This window comes from Williamsia sp. (assembly GCF_036566845.1).
Classification (GTDB): Bacteria; Actinomycetota; Actinomycetes; order Mycobacteriales; family Mycobacteriaceae; genus Williamsia.
This window is the reverse complement of sequence record NZ_DATCVM010000054.1, coordinates 1-16,338: the sequence shown is the minus strand read 5'-3', so window position 1 is coordinate 16,338 and position 16,338 is coordinate 1. Positions and strand designations below refer to the sequence as shown.

Sequence of the window (16,338 nt, the reverse complement as noted above, 5' to 3'; positions counted from 1 at the left end):
ACGGTGTTCCCACAACCGAACGATCGCTCGGTCGGTCCGGAAGGCCGGGCCGTCGACGTCGCGCACGAGGAGGTGCCCATGGCGATTCAGCTTTCCTACGATCCCCAGGTCCAGGACGTCATCAAGAAGACGAATGAGTTCGTCCGCGACTACGTACTGCCGATCGAGGATGAGTTCGCAGGCGACATCACCGCCGCGGGTGGCGACGAGCGTCGGCTGGAGATGCGTGACCGTGCCCGTGCGGCCGGGGTCTTCGCGCCGCACGCCCCGGTGGAATACGGCGGACTCGGACTCAACATGTCCGACCGCTCTCCCGTCTTCGAGGCAGCCGGCTACTCGGTGTTCGGGCCGATCGCACTGCATATCGGCGCTCCGGACGAGGGCAACGTGCACATGCTCGCCCACATCGCCAGTGACGCGCAGAAAGAGAAGTACCTCGCGCCACTCGCCGCCGGTGACCAGCGTTCGGCATTCGCCATGACCGAACCCGCGCCCGGCGCCGGCGCCGACCCGTCCGCCCTGCGGACCGCGGCCACCAAGGTCGACGGCGGCTGGAAGATCAACGGCGACAAGTGGTTCATCACCGGAGCCGACGGCGCCGGATTCTTCATCATCATGGCGCGCACGGCAGGTGCCCCCGGCGACCGCGGTGGAGCGACGATGTTCCTCGCCCCGGCCGACACCCCGGGCATCACCGTCGGACGGCACATCAACACGATCGACAAGGCGATGATCGGCGGGCACTGCGAGGTCGCCTTCCGCGACGTGTTCGTCCCCGACGACGACGTCCTCGGCGAGGTCGACGAGGGCTACCGGTACGCACAGGTCCGTCTCGGTCCCGCGCGCATGACTCACGTCATGCGCTGGATGGGCAGCGCCAATCGCGCTCACGACGTCGCGCTGAACTACGTCGCGCAGCGTGAGGCGTTCGGCGGCAAGCTCGGCGACCTCGGCATGATCCAGCAGATGGTCGCGGACAACGAGATCGATCTCGCTGCTGTGCGCGCGCTGCTGGTGCAGGCGTGCTGGGCGCTGGACCAGGGTTCAAATGCCGGCGACGAGACGTCGATCGCCAAAACATTTGGTGCCGAGGCATTCTCGCGCGTCGTCGATCGGTCGATCCAGATGTGCGGCGGAATGGGTGTCTCGGATGACTTGCCGCTGGCGCGCCTGCAGCGTGAGCTCCGGCCCTTCCAGATCTACGACGGTCCGTCCGAGGTGCACCGCTGGGCCATCGCCAAGCGCGCTGTCGGCAGGACCAAGAAGGCCATCGCCGCTGGGAAGGTGTCATGACCTCGTTGCCCGGGATGGATGTTGCCGCGCTCCGCGCATTCCTGATCGAGAACGGTGTCGCGGTCAGCGGCGAGCTGGTTGTCGAACTGATCAGCGGTGGGCGATCCAATCTGACCTTCACCGCCCATGATGACAACTCGCACTGGGTGGTTCGCCGCCCGCCGACCGGTGGGCTGACCCCGTCGGCCCACGACATGAATCGCGAATGGACCGTCACCAACGCGCTCCAGAACACCGCGGTTCCGGTGGCCGGCACCGTGGCCTTCGACAAAGAGGGCGACGTCCTCGGGGCGCCGTTCACCGTGGTCGAGTTCGTCGACGGCAATGTCATACGCAGTGCAGACGACCTCAGCGCACTCAGCGACGATGACGTGGAACGCAACGTCGACGGCCTGGTTCAGGCACTTGCCGACCTGCATGCGGTGGACTACCAGACCGTGGGTCTGGGCAAATTCGGTCGGCCCGAAGGATTTGTGGCCCGCCAGGTCAAGACGTGGGCCCGTCAGTGGGAGCACGTCAAGACCCGTGAACTCGATGACGTGGCCAACCTGCATGCGGCACTGAATGAGGCGATTCCCGCACAGACGGCCAACTCGATCGTCCACGGTGACTTCCGGGTCGACAACACGATCCTCGACTCGAACGATCCGGGCAGGGTCAAGGCCGTCGTTGACTGGGAGATGTCGACGTTGGGTGATCCGCTCACCGACGTCGCGCTGATGTGCACCTACCGCACACCGATTTTCGATGCGGTGCTCGGGATGGAAGCCGCCTGGACCAGCGGCCGCTATCCGTCGCCGGATGACCTCGCGCAGCGTTACGCCAAGGTGTCCGGTCGCGAATTGTCGGACTGGAACTTCTACCTGGCGCTCGCCAATTTCAAACTCGGTGTGATCGGTGAAGGCATCACACATCGCGCGCGGAGTGGATCCTCGTCCGGTGCCGCCGCCGAAAATGCGGCCACCGCAACGGGGGAATTCATGGCGGCCGGCCTGCGCGCGATCAAGAACAAGAGCTGAGGGGACATTTCTGTGGGAGATCAGGACAACGGTCGCAGAGCTGCGTTGGTGACCGGTGCCTCACGGGGCATCGGCGCCGAGATCGCGACGAGGTTCGCGGCCGACGGCTGGGATCTGACGATCAGCGCACGCAGCCCGGAGCCATTGAAAGAGTTGGCAATCCGCCTGTCGGGCAAGTTCGGTGGGCGAGTGGAAGTGGTGACTGCCGACGCCGCCGATGAAGAGCAGCTGACACATCTGGCCGCCATGCACGCCACCGAGTACGGTCGTCTCGACGCGCTGGTCCTCAACGCGGGTATGGGTCAGAAAGGCCCGATCGAGGAATTGCCCGCCCGCCGGCTCGACAAGCTGTATCAGGTGAACGTGCGGTCGGCGTACGTGATGCTGCAAGCCCTCATCCCCACGCTGCGCAGTACCGCCGAATTGGCCGGTGCCGCAAAGGTCATCGCCATCGCCTCGATCACCGGCGTGCATCCCGAACCCGAACTCGCGGCGTACGGCGCGACGAAGGCCGCGCTGATCTCGTTGTGCGAGACCTTCAACCTGGAGGAGTCGGCGGCCGGGGTCTCGGCCACCACCATCTCGCCGGGGTACGTCAACACCGACATGTCCTCGTGGACCGCCATCCCGCAAGAAGAGATGATCACCGCGGCCGACGTTGCGGTGATGGCCCTGGCCGTCACCCAGTTGTCCCGGTACGCGGTGCTTCCCGGCGTTGTGCTGACCCGCCCGGGCACCAATCTCGGCCGGGCCTGAACAGTTTCAGGGGTTTTCGATCAGGGGACGATAGTTGGCGCGGACGATGCGCTTCCCGAAGTGACGGAGCGCCACGTCGCGGATCCCCGGCTTCAGGTTGCGTGCACGATCGCGGCGGTGGGATTGAGCGAGCACCCAGTCCGTTCGTGGGCGTCGACGACGCTCGAATACCTCCGGTACCTGGGTGATGCTCGTTGCGGTGTCGAGGGATTCGGCCAGGATGAGGGCGTCCTCGAGTGCCATCGCGGCGCCCTGGGCCATGTTGGGGGAGGTGGCGTGCGCGGCGTCGCCGATGAGCAGGACATTGCCGCGCGACCAGGTGTCGAGCGTGACCTCCTCGATCGGGCCGGCCTGCACGCCGGCGCTGTCTTTCGTGTCCAGCGTGCCGAATAGGGTTCCGATCGGTTCGGCATAGTCCGACAACAGGTTTCGCAGCGGGGTGATGGGATCGCGGATCGGTCCATCGCAGTAGCAGTACACCTGACCGTTGCCGATGGGGATCGTAAGGAAGGCCGAATCCTGCCCGAGCCTCACCGACCACCGGTCGGGCGGTCCGTCCCACGGCGCCAGGAAGCGGTAGGCGTATTGGCCGACCGGAGTGGCCCCGCCGACTTCGAAGATCAACCGGCGAACCGTGGAATGGACGCCGTCTGCGCCGACGACGAGGTCGTATCGCCCGACGTGACTCGCGGTCGTTTCGACGGTGACGGCGGGTCCGTCCGGGGTGATCATCTGTGGTGAGTCGTTCCACCGAATCGGGATATCGGCGGCCCCGTCGAGCAGGATCCGATGAAGATCTGCGCGGTGCATGGCCAGGCAAGGCCCGATGCTGCCCCAGATCTCGTCGGCATCGACATCGAACAGAGGTCTCCCTCGATGATCGGCGGTGCACTGTCGGCGAATTCTCACAGCGAGGTCGGCCACCGGACGAGCGAGTCCGACAGCGTCCAGAGCACGGACAGCGTTGCCCAACAGATAGATTCCGGTGCCCGATGGTGCCGGTGCCGATGTGCGTTCGATCAACTCGACTTCGGCACCCCAGCGGCGTACCAGGCGTGCGGTCGTGAGACCGGCGACGCCGGCACCCACGATGAGAACTCGTACTCCGTCGCCGCGCATGGTGTGGCCTCCTTCCCACGACTCAGAAGACGGACAAGTCGACGTCCTGGCCGGCGAGTACCGCCCCCGCCATGGTGAGGCTGTCGAGTTTCACGAGGAAGTGTTGAGTGATCGCATGGATGTCACGAAGCCTGCGCTGGAGTGGATGATCGGAGTACAGCGAGCTGCCACCACCGGCCGTGTAGGCGGTGTCGACCACCGAGGTGGACTCCGCCACGACCCACGTGCACGCCGCGCGCAGGTGCGCGCGGACCGTGGGGGTGAACTCATCTCCGGCCAGAGCTGTCGCCCAGGTGGCGGCGGCGTCGGAATACAACAGACTGCGCGCGGCGCGAAGTGTGGCGTCGGCTTCGCCCAGCTGATACTGGAACAGCGAGTTGGCTGCCAGAGTTGCCGGACCGAGCAGCGGCACCTTCCTCGTCGCCAGGGTGACGATGTCGGCGAGGGCCGCGGTGGCGATTCCGACTGCGACAGTGGCGATTTCCAGTGCGATCAGCGCCGGCACTGGGATGCGTAACAGCGGTTCGTCGAGACACGGTTCGGACACCATGACAAGCCCGGTCAGCTCGGCGGGCACAAACACGTCCCGAACCGAGAAGTGGTGGCTGCCGGTGCCGCAGAGTCCCGACACGGTCCAGGTGTCCTCGATCTCGACCTGCTCGGGCGCGAACACAACCAACCGGATTTGCGGATCGGTGCCGTCAGAACCGTCACCCTCGATGCAATTGCCGTACAACCAATGTGCGTCCTGACAGCCGCTTGCGAATGCCCACCGGCCATTGACCCGGTACCCGTCACTTTCACGCACCGCCACGCCGCTCGGGTTGAAGGCGCCAACGATGGTCCGCGGCCCGTCGGAGTACAGGGCGTCGAAGGCCGATCGCGAGATGTGGCTCACGTCGAGCCATCCGTTTGCGCCGATCCCCACTGTCCAGCTCACTGATCCGTCGGCTTGTGCCAGTGCGTCCAGGACTCGCATCGCCGACGGCAACTCGATACCGAGGCCACCGTGGCTGCCGGGCAACAGCATTCGGAAGCAGCCCAGTGCTTCGAGCGCCGCGCGCAGGTCTGCGGGCAGTCGTCGGGCCGCCTCGATGTCACCGCCACGGGCGGCTATGGAGGGCGCCAACGCCTGCACACCATCGAGGATCGCGGCCGCCGCGAGTGACGGCGGTCGGGCGGCGGTGTCGACCCCGGACATCACGGCGCCACCCCGGCCGACGCGGTGGCAGAACGCAATTGCGCCAGCAGCCCGGCAACATCGATCACGCCCCACCGTTCTGCGATCCGACCGTCGGCAACGCGCCAGATCTCGATGCCGCGCACCAGTACCTCGTTGCCCGACGCCGCAGCACCCAGCATCTCGCCCGTGTGGATCGCTCCGAACGTGGCGTTCTGGACAACCGTGTCGCCCGCCGACCGGTACTCGTCGACCACCATCTTCCGGTCGGACAGGCCGTCGTTCAGCATCTGAATCGTCTGGCGCATACCCTCCCGCCCGGTGTCGTGTCCGGGCATCGGGTCGTGGTTGACGAAATCTTCGGCGAAGACCTCGTCGATCACGCCGAGTTTGCCGGCGACGCATCCCTGTGTGGTGAAACGCCGGACGACGGCGATGTTCTGGTCACTCATGATCTCTCCCGTGGTTGTCGCGTGAAACAACCGTACGAAGACCGACACCCCGGCCACATCGGGAGAATCGTCTGTCTTCCCTCCCACGCGAATAGGTGGTTCTGCCGAGAGCGGGCCACCTGGACGGCTGGTCAGGTCAGATCGTGCTGATACGCGTACGCGGTGGCCGCCGCCCTCGATGACACCCCCAGCTTGGAGAAGATGCTGCTCACGTGGCAGGCCACCGTCTTCTCACTGATCACGAGGTCGATGGCGATCGATCGATTCGTCGCGCCGGTGGCCACGAGCGCGAGTACCTCCCGTTCGCGGGCGCTTAGTCCGGACGCCGATCCCGGCTCGGAAGTCGGCGTCAGGTCGAGTCGGACGAGGTCGGTGGCCGCGCGAAGGTCTGCGAAGATGGCGTGTGCGGTGGCGAACTCCATCTCGGCGCCCTCGGTGTCGCCGAGCCGGCTGCATGCGCGACCGATGAGCACGATGGCCCGGGCTCTTTCGTACGGCACTTCCAGGTCACGCCACCCCGCGGCCGCGCGACGCAGGGCGATCAGCGCCTCCGCATGCGAATCGTCGTCGAGGAGCACCGCGCCGGCCGCGTGGTCGGCCGCGGCCCGCAGGAAAGCCGTTCCCCACGCGCTGGCCAGCGATGCGAGTTCGTCGGCCCCGGCCCGGGCGGCGACGGCATCACCACCGGCCAGGACGATTTCGACATAGCCGACCAGCAACGCAGCTCGCGCCGCTGGTTCCGTGGCCTCGGCGAGCGCCCGACGGATCGCGGCATCTGCCCGGTTCACGTCACCTTGGGAAAGGCGAAGCAGCGCCAGGCCGGGATGTGGTTGCCGACCCTGCCGGCTCGCCTGCCGATAGTCCTCCTCGGCGGCGGCCGACTCGCCGCGCAGTCGGTGCAACTCTGCGCGCAGATACAGCGATTCGCCGACGGCCGGGTGACTGAACAACCGGTCGAATGCCCGCTTGGCCTCGTCTGCGGCATCGGCCCAGTGACCGTGCAGCATCATCATCTCGGCGCGGTGGATGAGGCATTGACCGTGGTAGATCACGAGCTCTGGCTGGCTCTCACACCACCGGCTGAACGCTGCTGTCCACTCTTGCACGCGCCGCAGGTCAAACAGCTCGTGACAACCGTCGATGGCAGTGCAGTAGACGTCACCGACGGCGATCGGTGAAACCTCCCCTGCGGCGATCGCAACGATCACTTCATCGAGCAACGCCACCCCTTCGGCAACGTCACCCTTTTTGATCAGGCACCGTCCGACGCAGACCCGCGCGAGCGCGACCAGCTCGGGATCGTCGAATTGTTCGCCCGCCGCACAGGCGTCGACGAAGCCCCGGTATGCACTGTCTGTGTCGCCCTCGAAGTAGAGTCTCACCGCGCCGAGATAGCGCAGGAATCCTCGCTCCACAACGTTGACGCCGGCATCGTCGAGCAGGCGCTGCGAGTGCGAGATCCACCCGCCGCCGCGGGCCAGCTCGCCACGGTTCATCAGGCCGAACACCATCCACGCAGCGCAGCGGACCGCTCTGGCGACGTCTCCGGCTGTGATCGCCGCCTGATACCCCTGCTCCCACACGCCGGCGCTGACCTCGTATCGACCAGTGAGGTACGCGGCAACAGCAAGCCGTTCGAGATCGTCGATGCCCAGCGGTGCCGATGTCGCTGATGCGGACAGCTGTCGGTAGGCCGTCTCCCACGCGAGTCGGCCGAACGCCTCCCCACCAGGATCTGGGACGTCCTCCACCAGTTCAGTATGCGCGCCTACGCCGACCGTGGTCGGAGACTGCTCTCGGCCTGCCTGATGATATGGGTTGCCATGGCGCCGTACTTCTTTCGGCGAGTCGGCAGCGTCGCAAACCAGTACGCGCGGCCGACGACACCCCGCGGATAGAACACCGTGCGCAGATCGAGGTGGGATCCACCGCTCGTGGGGGACACCTCGATCTGCAGCCAGGCGGTACCAGGCACCGACCGGTTCGGCCGTAGTCGCAACATCTTTCCGGGTTCGGTGGTGTCGATCTGCCAGCCGGATCCGCCCGCGATGGCTTCGGCGGATTTCCACAGCGTCACCGGATCGGCGGTCGTATCGCCGGAATGGTGTGTGGTGTGGACCTGTTCGCCGGCCCAGCCGGGATCGGTGGGGATCGGATCCGACGGCGGATGGTCGGGTGCTGCGTTGGCCCAGCTGCTCTCGACCTCGGCGCGAGCGATGCGCGCCAGGGCCAGCTCGACAGACTCTCGGTATGGGGTCAACCCACCATCGGGTGGTGCCATCACGGCGACGATGTCGTGCTCGGAGACCACGGCGTCGTGTTCCAGTGATTCGACCAAGGGGCGGGCCAGACCGCCCGGAATCGGCGTCACGGTCCCGACCCACCGGCTGGCGAGAGTCGGTGTGAGAAGCGGCAATACGAGCATGCGCCGTTTGGAGAGCCCGGCCACCTCGGCGTAGATCTGCATCATGTCGCCGTATTCGAGGACGTCCGGCCCGCCGACGTCCCAGGTCCTCGATTCGGGAACCTCGGCAACCGCGGCCTCGATGAGGAAGTGAAGCACGTCGTCGACCGCGATCGGCTGGATCTTGTTGTGGACCCATCTCGGGGTGGTCATCACCGGCAGACGTTCGGTGAGATGCCGGATCATCTCGAAAGACGCCGAGCCGGAACCGATGACCACACCGGCCTGGAGCACGACGGTCTCGATACCCGACTTCATCAGCGTCTCGCCGACCTCGGTGCGCGAGCTCAGATGCTCCGACAGTTCGACCCCGCTGGGATGCAGACCGCTGAGATACACGATCCGGCTCACCCCCGCGTCCTGTGCCGCCGAGACCACGTTGCGGGCGGCCTTCTGCTCCTCGGCGCTGAAATCCTTCGTCCCACCCATGGAATGCACCAGGTGATAGACCACGTCGACGCCGCTGAACGCCTCGCTCAACGAGGCCGGATCCGACAGGTCTCCCTTGATCACCGTGGCGCGGGTGGCCCATGGAGCCCCTGACAGTTTCTCTGGGGTTCGCACCAGCACCCGGACGTCGTGCCCGCGTTCGACCAGGCGGGGAGCGAGCCGTCCGCCGATGTATCCGGTGGCACCGGTCACGAGGATGTTCCGGGTCGGCGTCGGTTGCGGCTGCATAGGCACAATGTGCCCAGAACGGGCGTTCGCAAACGTTGATCGACTGTTAGTGTCGACGGCTGTGAGTGAATCGACGCGCGCCCACGGCGTGACCGCCTTCAAACTCATACTCGGGGCACTCGCGTTGAGTGCGCTCGTCACCGAGATCGTGGTCTTGATCGACCGCGAGTCCTTCGATGCGGCAAACTTCTTCAGCTACTTCACGGTGCTGAGCAACCTCCTGATGTCGATCGCTTTGCTCGTCAGTGCCGGGTTCCTGTTGACGGGCCGGTCGATCGAGCGGCTCGCAATGTTCCGCGGCGCCGCGACGCTCTACATGCTGATCACCGGGATCGGTTTCACCGTGCTGTTGTCGGGGCTCGAATCGACACAGTTCACCGCGGTCGGCTGGGACAACACCGTGCTGCACTATCTGGTGCCGGTCGGTGCGGCGATCGACTGGCTCATCGATCCGCCGGCGGTCGCCATCCGGACCGGCAGGGCGATGATCTGGCTGATCTTCCCGCTGGCCTACGTCGTCTACAGCGAGATCCGCGGACCCATCGTCGACTGGTACCCGTACCCATTCCTCGATCCCGGCCCACACGGCGTGGCGGCAGTGGTGGTCGTCAGTATCGGCATCGCACTGCTCGCCGCGGCATTGGCCTTCGCCTTGGCCTGGTACACCCGCTTTCGGGTGAAGTCGACAGGTATGCCAGGACCTGGACCCGTGCCGGCGGCGCCTACCGCATCGTGACGAGCGACCGGCGGCCATCCTCGTCGTCGATGTCCGCGTGGGCGTGATCGTTCACCGACATGATGTTGATGCCGGACTTCCCGACGATGAGCTTGGTGATCGAGGCGTTCACCATCGTCCGGGAGACACCTGGCCAGTTGTCCGTACTGATGCCCCAGAGATCGGAGATCACCGCACCGATGGTGCCGGCCGACGAGGCCGCGATCGCAACCTGACCGGGCCCGGCGTGTTCGGCGACCTGCGCCAGTGCGGTGCCGACGCCGTCCCGGTATTCCGTGAACGAGATGTCACCTGAATTCGCCCAGCCGACCAACGCATCGTCGAGATTGCGCTGGAACCTGCGCTGCGCGGAGGTGGCCTCGGCGCTGGTGCCGGTGGGTGGCACGTGGGTCTGGGCGAGGCGTTCGAGGTTGTACTCGTTCCAGCCCGCGTTGACCACTGGCGCCGGCGCCGCCCCGTCCGGGAACTGCGCCACGATCTCCTCGATCGTCTCGAGTTGGCGTGCAAGGCTTCCCGACACCGTGAAGTCGACCTTGCCCGCCCGGGCGGCAAGCGTCCTGCCGACGTTGCGGGCCTGCCTGCGACCGAGTTCGGTCAGACTGCCGTAACCGTTTTCGTCGACTCCGGCTTGCCCATGTCGAACCAGATAGATGACACCCATGGCAATCATCCTGCCGGTACCAGTCGGACCTCGACACGCCGGTCCCCGGCACCGACGAATCGGACATGTGCGCCGTCGGAGGGCGTCGTCACTAGGATGGTTCTGGATCAAGCCACGAGGATTGGACAAAGCCCTGATCAACGAAGTGATGGACTCCGGAAAAAGGGTGGTGCGGCGCGGCCGTACCAGCCTCGAAGACGTACATCAGATGCTGCGGGACGGCTCGTGTTCGGTCTTGTCGCTGGACATCTTCGACACCGTGCTGTGGCGGCGCGTTCCGCGGCCGACCGATCTGTTTGCGGTGTTGGGCCGGCGGCTCGTGAGCGAGGGTGCCATCCCGTCCTGGGTGGATGCCGCGACATTCCGCCGGATGCGGATCGTGGCCGAGGCCGATTCGCGAGAACGTCGGGGTGACCTGGGGCCGGAGGTGTCGCTGTTCGATATCTGGCGCGAGATGCCCACCGCGATCATGTTGCGCGGCGACATCGACTTCTACGTCGAGGCGGAGATCGCCGAGGAATACCGGACCCTGGTGCCGGACCTCGACATCGCCGCCATCATCGACACCGCTCACGCGCACTCGATCCCCATCATCTTGGTGTCCGACACCTACTTCCTCCAGGAACACCTCGACCGATTCCTCGACCAGCCCGGCCTCGAACCGCTGAAGTCCGCGAGGTTCTTCCGCTCTCATGAGCACGGTGTCGACAAGGCCGACGGGCTGTGGAAGATAGTCGTGAAGGCACTCGGTGTACTCCCCGGCCAGATCGTGCACATCGGTGACAACAAACGGCCCGACGTGACGGTGCCCGGCAAGCTCGGTGTCCGGACGGTCCATTTCACCCGAATCGGTGAGCGGTACGAGCCGATCCTCCGACGTGAGCGCAGCCCCCTTGAACCGTTCGGTCCCTGTGCGCCGCGGTTGGATCTGACCCAGGGTGACTTCGGGATCACGAGCCTGCGCGCGAAACTGATCGAGGATGCGCAGCTCGACGAGGTCGCGCCCGATGTGGCCTGTGCGTGGCGCTACGGCGCATCCGTGCTCGGCCCGGTGCTCACCGGTTTCGCCGAATGGGCGGCACGCCGGGCGCACGAAGAGGGCACCTCGGTGCTCTGGTGCCCGATGCGGGAAGGGGAGATGCTCTCGACGCTGATCAACAATGCCGCCCTGCGACATGGGCTCGATGTGACCGCCAAGCCGGTCTGGCTCTCTCGTCATCTGACATCGGTCGCAGCGCTGGGCGTTGTCGATCAGGACAGCATCCACACGTTCATGCGCCGCCGGCACGGGATGACCATCGGCGGTCTGCTGGGCATCCTCCAGTTGCGGCCCGGCGATGTACCGGCGTTGTCGGCACGACTCGGGACGGTCCTCGACAACGGCATCATCGCCGATGACGTCGCCACCGCCCTGACCGAATCGCCCGCGTTGCGAAACCGGATCGCGACCACCGCAACGGCCACCCGCGAGCGGCTCCTGGCGCATCTCCGGTCGGTCGGGGCACTCGAATCCGGCGAGATCACGTTGGTGGATCTGGGCTGGGGCGCGACGATCCAGAGTCAGCTGGCAACGGCTCTCGAGTTGGCCGGTATCGAAATCAAACCGGCCGGCCTGTACCTCGCGACCGACACCCGCAGCACCAAGGTGGCGCTTCGTGGGCTTCGCCTCGAGGGCTATCTCGGCTCGGCCGGTGAGCCCGCCGAGATCGTCGGTCCCCTGGTCCGGAGCCCGGAGGTGCTGGAGCAGGGTGTGAGCAGCCTCTGCGGATCGTTGCTCGACTTCACGCCGGAAGGCGAACCGATCCTCGCCCCGATCGCCGGCTCCGCATCGCAGATCCACGCGCGCGCAGCCCTTCACGAGGGAGTTCACTCCTTCCAGAACGAGTGGCTCCGCTACGCCTCCGAGTTCTCCGACTGGCCCGCGTTCGACGGTGGCGAGGTGGTGCAACTGGGAAACATCCTGGCGTCGTCGATCATCTCTCCCATTGCTGACGAGGCCGCGGTCTTCGGTGCGTGGGAACACGAGGACAACTTCGGTTCGGATCTCGTGAGTCATGTTGTACCGGCGGATCTCCTGCCCGCGGTCCCGTACCTGTCGCCGGGTGACCTCGGTGACCTGCTGATGCGAGACTCCTTCTGGCCGCAGGTGCTGGCGGCAACAGACCCGAAACTGGCCGCCGCCGCGGAGGCCGTGAACTCGGGTGCCGTGCCGGCCGAGGTCTTCGAGCCCGATGTGACCGATGCCGAGACCGTGCTGCGCTACCGGACCGGCGACGGCAAATGGCACGACGGACCCAAGGTGCCGCTCCGCATCAACCGGAACGGATTGTCGTTCGCGCGCTTGAACTTCGAAGCGTTTGATGCGACGGACATCTCATTGGCCATCCCCGGTTGCCCCGCTCTGGTGCGGGTGGACTGGATCGAGGCGACCGTCACCTCAGGTGGACATCGCCTCCCGGAGCCGCTGCGCTGGGAACATCCGGGTGACTTCTCCGGCCTGGTCTATGCGGAATCGACGTGGCTGGGCGGCAATCTGGTCGAGTTCCATGCCCCGCATTCGGCGCTGTGGTTGCCGCTGGCCGCACGCGCCGGCGCGCCCGTCAGCACGGCTGCGGTCACGATCGCGTTTGCCGTTCTCCCACAGTCGCTGTCGGGATTGCAGCACCGGCCGCCTTCGGGGCCCCGCCTCGCCCGGTTGACCGCGCGTGCAAAGGAAGAATACCGCGCCGGTGGCCCCCTGGCCCTGGCCGCGGGCGTCGCCAGGATCGTGACACGCGCCGGCGGACCCCCACCTCCGCCGAAGGAAGATGACGACGATGACGACAAGTGAGTTCGGGGATCGCAATGATCCGCACGCCCAGGCGCGGACCGCGCGAAACGCCCCACTGCTCCTGCATTCGCTGACGCTGTTCTCCGAGGTCATCGGCCGAATCTTTGCCGCGGCTCGTCCGACGACGGTGGTGGAGGTCGGGGTCGAATCAGGTGGTGCGAGTTCGATCTATCTCGACCACGGTGCCCAACGGGTGTACTGCATCGAACCAGCCCCGACCGAACAGATGCGGCATGCGTTGGCTCAGAACGCCAATCTGCATCTGGTGGAGGGGTTTTCGCCGGAGGTCCTCGGTGACCTGCCGATCGGTGATGTCTACATCCTTGACGGTGACCACAACTACGCCACAGTCCGCGCCGAAGTCGATTGGATTCTGGCGAAGGCGCCCGACGCGATCGTCATCCTTCACGACGTCTTGTGGCCCTGCGGACGCCGCGATCAGTACTACAGCGCGGACGCGATCGAAGCCGGCGGAGTCCATGAACACAGCGACGACGGAGCGACGGTGTGGCACGACGACGTCACGCCCGCCGGATTTGTTGGCCAGGGCCAGTTCACCGTGGCATTGGAGGCGGGCGGCGAACGGAACGGCGTGCTGACCGCCGTTGAGGACTCGCTGGCCACACAGTCTCCCGGAACACGAGAGTTTGCCTTGGTACCAGCCATTTTCGGACTCGGGATCATCTACCCCACCGGTGACGCGGAACAGGTGGACCGCCTGCGTGGTGCGCTCGATCCGTACAACAATTCGCCGTTGCTGGCAGCGATGGAGAACAACCGGATCGCCCTGTACACGCGGGTCCTCGCAATGCAGTACGAGATGGCCGAGGCGGCCGGCAACCGTGACGAGCTCGTCCGCCAGCTCGATCAGCAGCGTGCGGAGCATCATCGCGAGGTTGCCGAACTCCAGCGTCGGCACCACGACGACATGGCGGCACTGCGGGCCAATCCGCCCATCTCGATCCGCAATGTGACGCGGCGCGCGGCGCGCAAGGCCGTTCGTGGGGTGCGGGGCGTCACCCGAGGTGGGACGTCGCGGTAGTCGCCGGACAGGGGTCAGGTCTTGAACAGGCGGTGCCAGTTCTCCGGGCTCGTCAGGCGTGGCAGTGCATCGTGGTACGACTGCGCCGTGCCGGCGCCGTCTGCGCGAAATCGCTTCATCAGCATGATGGTTCGTCTGGTCAGCTGACGAGCGAGCCTGGCGTCGCGGGTACGCACTCGATAGCCGCTGCCCGAGGCATCGGTGACAACGACCTGATCGAACAGGGACACGTGCCACCAGTGTTCATTCTGCGGCGGTATGGCCACACAACCCCGCTGGACCCGGCCTGTCAGCTGAATCGCGGCGCGTTTGGACAGCACCAGATCGAACTTGTCCTTCGACGGCGGAAAACCGGCAGGGCGCTGGGGTAAAGCGTCGTAGGACGCGCCGGGCAGGGACGACTCGGGCTCAATGATCGTCTCGGGGAATCGTTTCCGTTCGGTCCGGATGTCGACAAGCGCTTGTTGGCCGCCGTCTGTGAGGGCATCTGGACCGTCGAGGAAATCCTCGATGCTCCGGACCATGGTGAGGGCCAGTCCATATCGCATCGACACCAGGTATTGCGCGATCTCGCGGAACAGCAGGACGCTCAGTTTCGTGGTGTCGAAGTCGCTGTGCAGGGCGGCGGTGATCAATGAATTCCGGACGCTGAAATAGTGGGTCCAGTCGTCGTGATCCTTCACTGCGAAATCCATGTGCCACACCGCGGCCCCCGGGAGTGTGACCGTGCGGTAGCCGCCGCCGAGGTTGGCACGAATGCCGTATTCGATGTCGTCCCACTGAAAGAACATCGGGATCGGCAGGGCCATCGTCTTGACGATCTCGGCGGGGATCAGACACGTCCACCAGCCGTTGTAGCCGGCGTCGGCGATCCGGTCCTGACGTTCGGTCAGCATGTCGGAGTCGTGGAGTGCGTGCGGTGACCACCGGCCGGCCCGGAGCTTCTCGAGGTCGGCTTCCTCGGCGCCGACGTGGAGCCGGGTCGGATGCATCTGGTAGAGCATTTGCGCGCCGATCATCATGGGTGCAGTGGTGAGATTGGCAAAAGCGTTGAGCCGCAGCACTGATTCCGGCTCGCACCGGATGTCGTCGTCCATCACGATGAGGTTGACGTCATCATGACGGGCGATGAGCTCGATCATCCCCCGGGTGAATCCGCCTGCCCCGCCGAGGTTCGGCTGCTGCAGGTAGACGAACCTGTCGCCGAGCTGCCCGGCCACCTCGGCGTAACCCGGTTGGTCGGCGAGCCGATCATTGCCCTGATCGGTCACGCAGATGGTGAGGAGCTGGCCCGCGACCACTCGATCCGATGTGAGCGTTGCCAGGGTGGTGACGCAGTCGGCGGGCCGATTGAATGTGCAGATGGCCACCGCCGCGGCCCGGATCGGTTGTTGCGTGAGGGTCGACCAGTGCAAGTCCCGGATCGTCAGCGATCCGTCGCCGGCTGTGAACATCAGCCAGACATTGCCGCCATCGGCGAACGGAGTCAGGTCGACCGTCATGGCGACGTCACCGCTGCCCTCGAGGTCGATGTGGTCGAGATCGTGGACCGCGCCTTCGTGGTCGGAGCCACGCAGGATCAACTCCGAACGCCCGGTGGCCTCGTATCGGAATCCGAGATTCACCTGTGTCAGCGTGGTCCACCGGCAGAAATAGCCGGCCGGGAGCCTGCCGAAGTAGGTATCGGTGTCGACCGCGGCCCCGGGGCTCAGGCGCAACGAATGGCGTCCGCGTTCTACTTCGCCCCCCGTCACCGTTGCGTACAGTCCGGCCTCGGTGTCGGCCACCGGACCACTGAAAACCCCACGCTGCAGTATCAACGTGGTCCCTTCCCCGTCACTCATGTCGATATCCTTCTACAAAATGACCAAAAAATGGGATTCGGTCGAGGTCTCAGTTCTCAATGCGTGCCGGCGCCACGGCCGTCCCTGGTGGGGGGGGGGGGTCCACTATGAAGTTCTCAAGGGTCGTGCAGTACACGGCGGTGGCCGTGTTGCTTGGGGTTCTTGGAATATGTCGTCGTAGGTTTCGTGGGGTCTTGCGTTTCCGGGCTCGTGCCGTTGCTATGCGGCGGTGAGTTCGGAGGTCAGGGTGCGGCGGGCGTGGGA

Annotated in this window: 13 protein-coding genes; 6 read left to right on the top strand and 7 right to left on the bottom strand. The window is 65.7% G+C overall.

Annotation, left to right across the window (positions count from 1 at the left end; translation table 11 throughout):
• Positions 1 to 78 precede the first annotated feature (78 nt).
• Genes VIQ49_RS04520 through VIQ49_RS04510 form a run of 3 tightly spaced genes read left to right on the top strand, consistent with a single transcriptional unit; the run spans position 79 to position 3,068 of the window.
• Entirely contained in the window at positions 79 to 1,293 is a 1,215-nt protein-coding gene (locus VIQ49_RS04520; RefSeq protein WP_331881294.1) for an acyl-CoA dehydrogenase family protein, read from the top strand.
• A complete protein-coding gene (locus tag VIQ49_RS04515) occupies positions 1,290 to 2,312 on the top strand; it encodes a phosphotransferase family protein (protein WP_331881291.1) in 1,023 nt (340 codons plus the stop codon). The genes VIQ49_RS04520 and VIQ49_RS04515 overlap by 4 nt, the downstream gene beginning before the upstream one ends.
• A gap of 12 nt (positions 2,313 to 2,324) precedes the next feature.
• Positions 2,325 to 3,068 (top strand): SDR family oxidoreductase, encoded by a 744-nt coding sequence (locus VIQ49_RS04510; RefSeq protein WP_331881288.1) that lies wholly within the window; start codon positions 2,325 to 2,327, stop codon positions 3,066 to 3,068.
• Positions 3,069 to 3,074: 6 nt separating this feature from the next.
• Here VIQ49_RS04510 and VIQ49_RS04505 read toward each other — a convergent pair whose 3' ends face one another.
• From VIQ49_RS04505 to VIQ49_RS04485, 5 genes are all read right to left on the bottom strand, one after another.
• Positions 3,075 to 4,187: an FAD-dependent monooxygenase gene (locus VIQ49_RS04505; protein ID WP_331881286.1), complete on the bottom strand. Its 1,113-nt coding sequence runs from the start codon at positions 4,185 to 4,187 to the stop codon at positions 3,075 to 3,077.
• Between the two features lie 22 nt (positions 4,188 to 4,209).
• Positions 4,210 to 5,388 carry an acyl-CoA dehydrogenase family protein gene (locus VIQ49_RS04500; RefSeq protein WP_331881284.1) on the bottom strand — a complete coding sequence of 393 codons (1,179 nt, stop codon included), beginning with the start codon at positions 5,386 to 5,388 and terminating at the stop codon, positions 4,210 to 4,212.
• Entirely contained in the window at positions 5,388 to 5,819 is a 432-nt protein-coding gene (locus VIQ49_RS04495; protein WP_331881282.1) for an ester cyclase, read from the bottom strand. Before VIQ49_RS04495 ends, VIQ49_RS04500 begins: the two co-directional genes overlap by 1 nt.
• A gap of 131 nt (positions 5,820 to 5,950) precedes the next feature.
• The gene (locus VIQ49_RS04490) at positions 5,951 to 7,570 is read right to left on the bottom strand and encodes a LuxR C-terminal-related transcriptional regulator (RefSeq protein ID WP_331881280.1); all 1,620 of its coding nucleotides are present in this window, start codon (positions 7,568 to 7,570) and stop codon (positions 5,951 to 5,953) included.
• 17 nt (positions 7,571 to 7,587) lie between these two features.
• On the bottom strand, positions 7,588 to 8,961 hold the full coding sequence (locus VIQ49_RS04485; RefSeq protein ID WP_331881277.1) for a DUF2867 domain-containing protein: 1,374 nt from the start codon (positions 8,959 to 8,961) through the stop codon (positions 7,588 to 7,590).
• Positions 8,962 to 9,022: 61 nt separating this feature from the next.
• On the opposite strand from VIQ49_RS04485, the gene VIQ49_RS04480 reads away from it, so the two are divergent.
• Positions 9,023 to 9,697: a Pr6Pr family membrane protein gene (locus VIQ49_RS04480; RefSeq protein WP_331881275.1), complete on the top strand. Its 675-nt coding sequence runs from the start codon at positions 9,023 to 9,025 to the stop codon at positions 9,695 to 9,697.
• Here the strand turns inward: VIQ49_RS04480 and VIQ49_RS04475 are convergent.
• A complete protein-coding gene (locus VIQ49_RS04475) occupies positions 9,684 to 10,358 on the bottom strand; it encodes a histidine phosphatase family protein (RefSeq protein ID WP_331881273.1) in 675 nt (224 codons plus the stop codon). The two genes, VIQ49_RS04480 and VIQ49_RS04475, sit on opposite strands and share 14 nt — an antisense overlap.
• Positions 10,359 to 10,479: 121 nt before the next feature.
• On the opposite strand from VIQ49_RS04475, the gene VIQ49_RS04470 reads away from it, so the two are divergent.
• Positions 10,480 to 13,188: an HAD family hydrolase gene (locus VIQ49_RS04470; protein WP_331881271.1), complete on the top strand. Its 2,709-nt coding sequence runs from the start codon at positions 10,480 to 10,482 to the stop codon at positions 13,186 to 13,188.
• Positions 13,175 to 14,230 (top strand): class I SAM-dependent methyltransferase, encoded by a 1,056-nt coding sequence (locus tag VIQ49_RS04465; protein WP_331881269.1) that lies wholly within the window; start codon positions 13,175 to 13,177, stop codon positions 14,228 to 14,230. The genes VIQ49_RS04470 and VIQ49_RS04465 overlap by 14 nt, the downstream gene beginning before the upstream one ends.
• Positions 14,231 to 14,244: 14 nt before the next feature.
• On the opposite strand, the gene VIQ49_RS04460 is transcribed toward VIQ49_RS04465, so the two are convergent.
• A complete protein-coding gene (locus VIQ49_RS04460) occupies positions 14,245 to 16,074 on the bottom strand; it encodes a glycosyltransferase (protein WP_331881266.1) in 1,830 nt (609 codons plus the stop codon).
• Positions 16,075 to 16,338 lie beyond the last annotated feature (264 nt).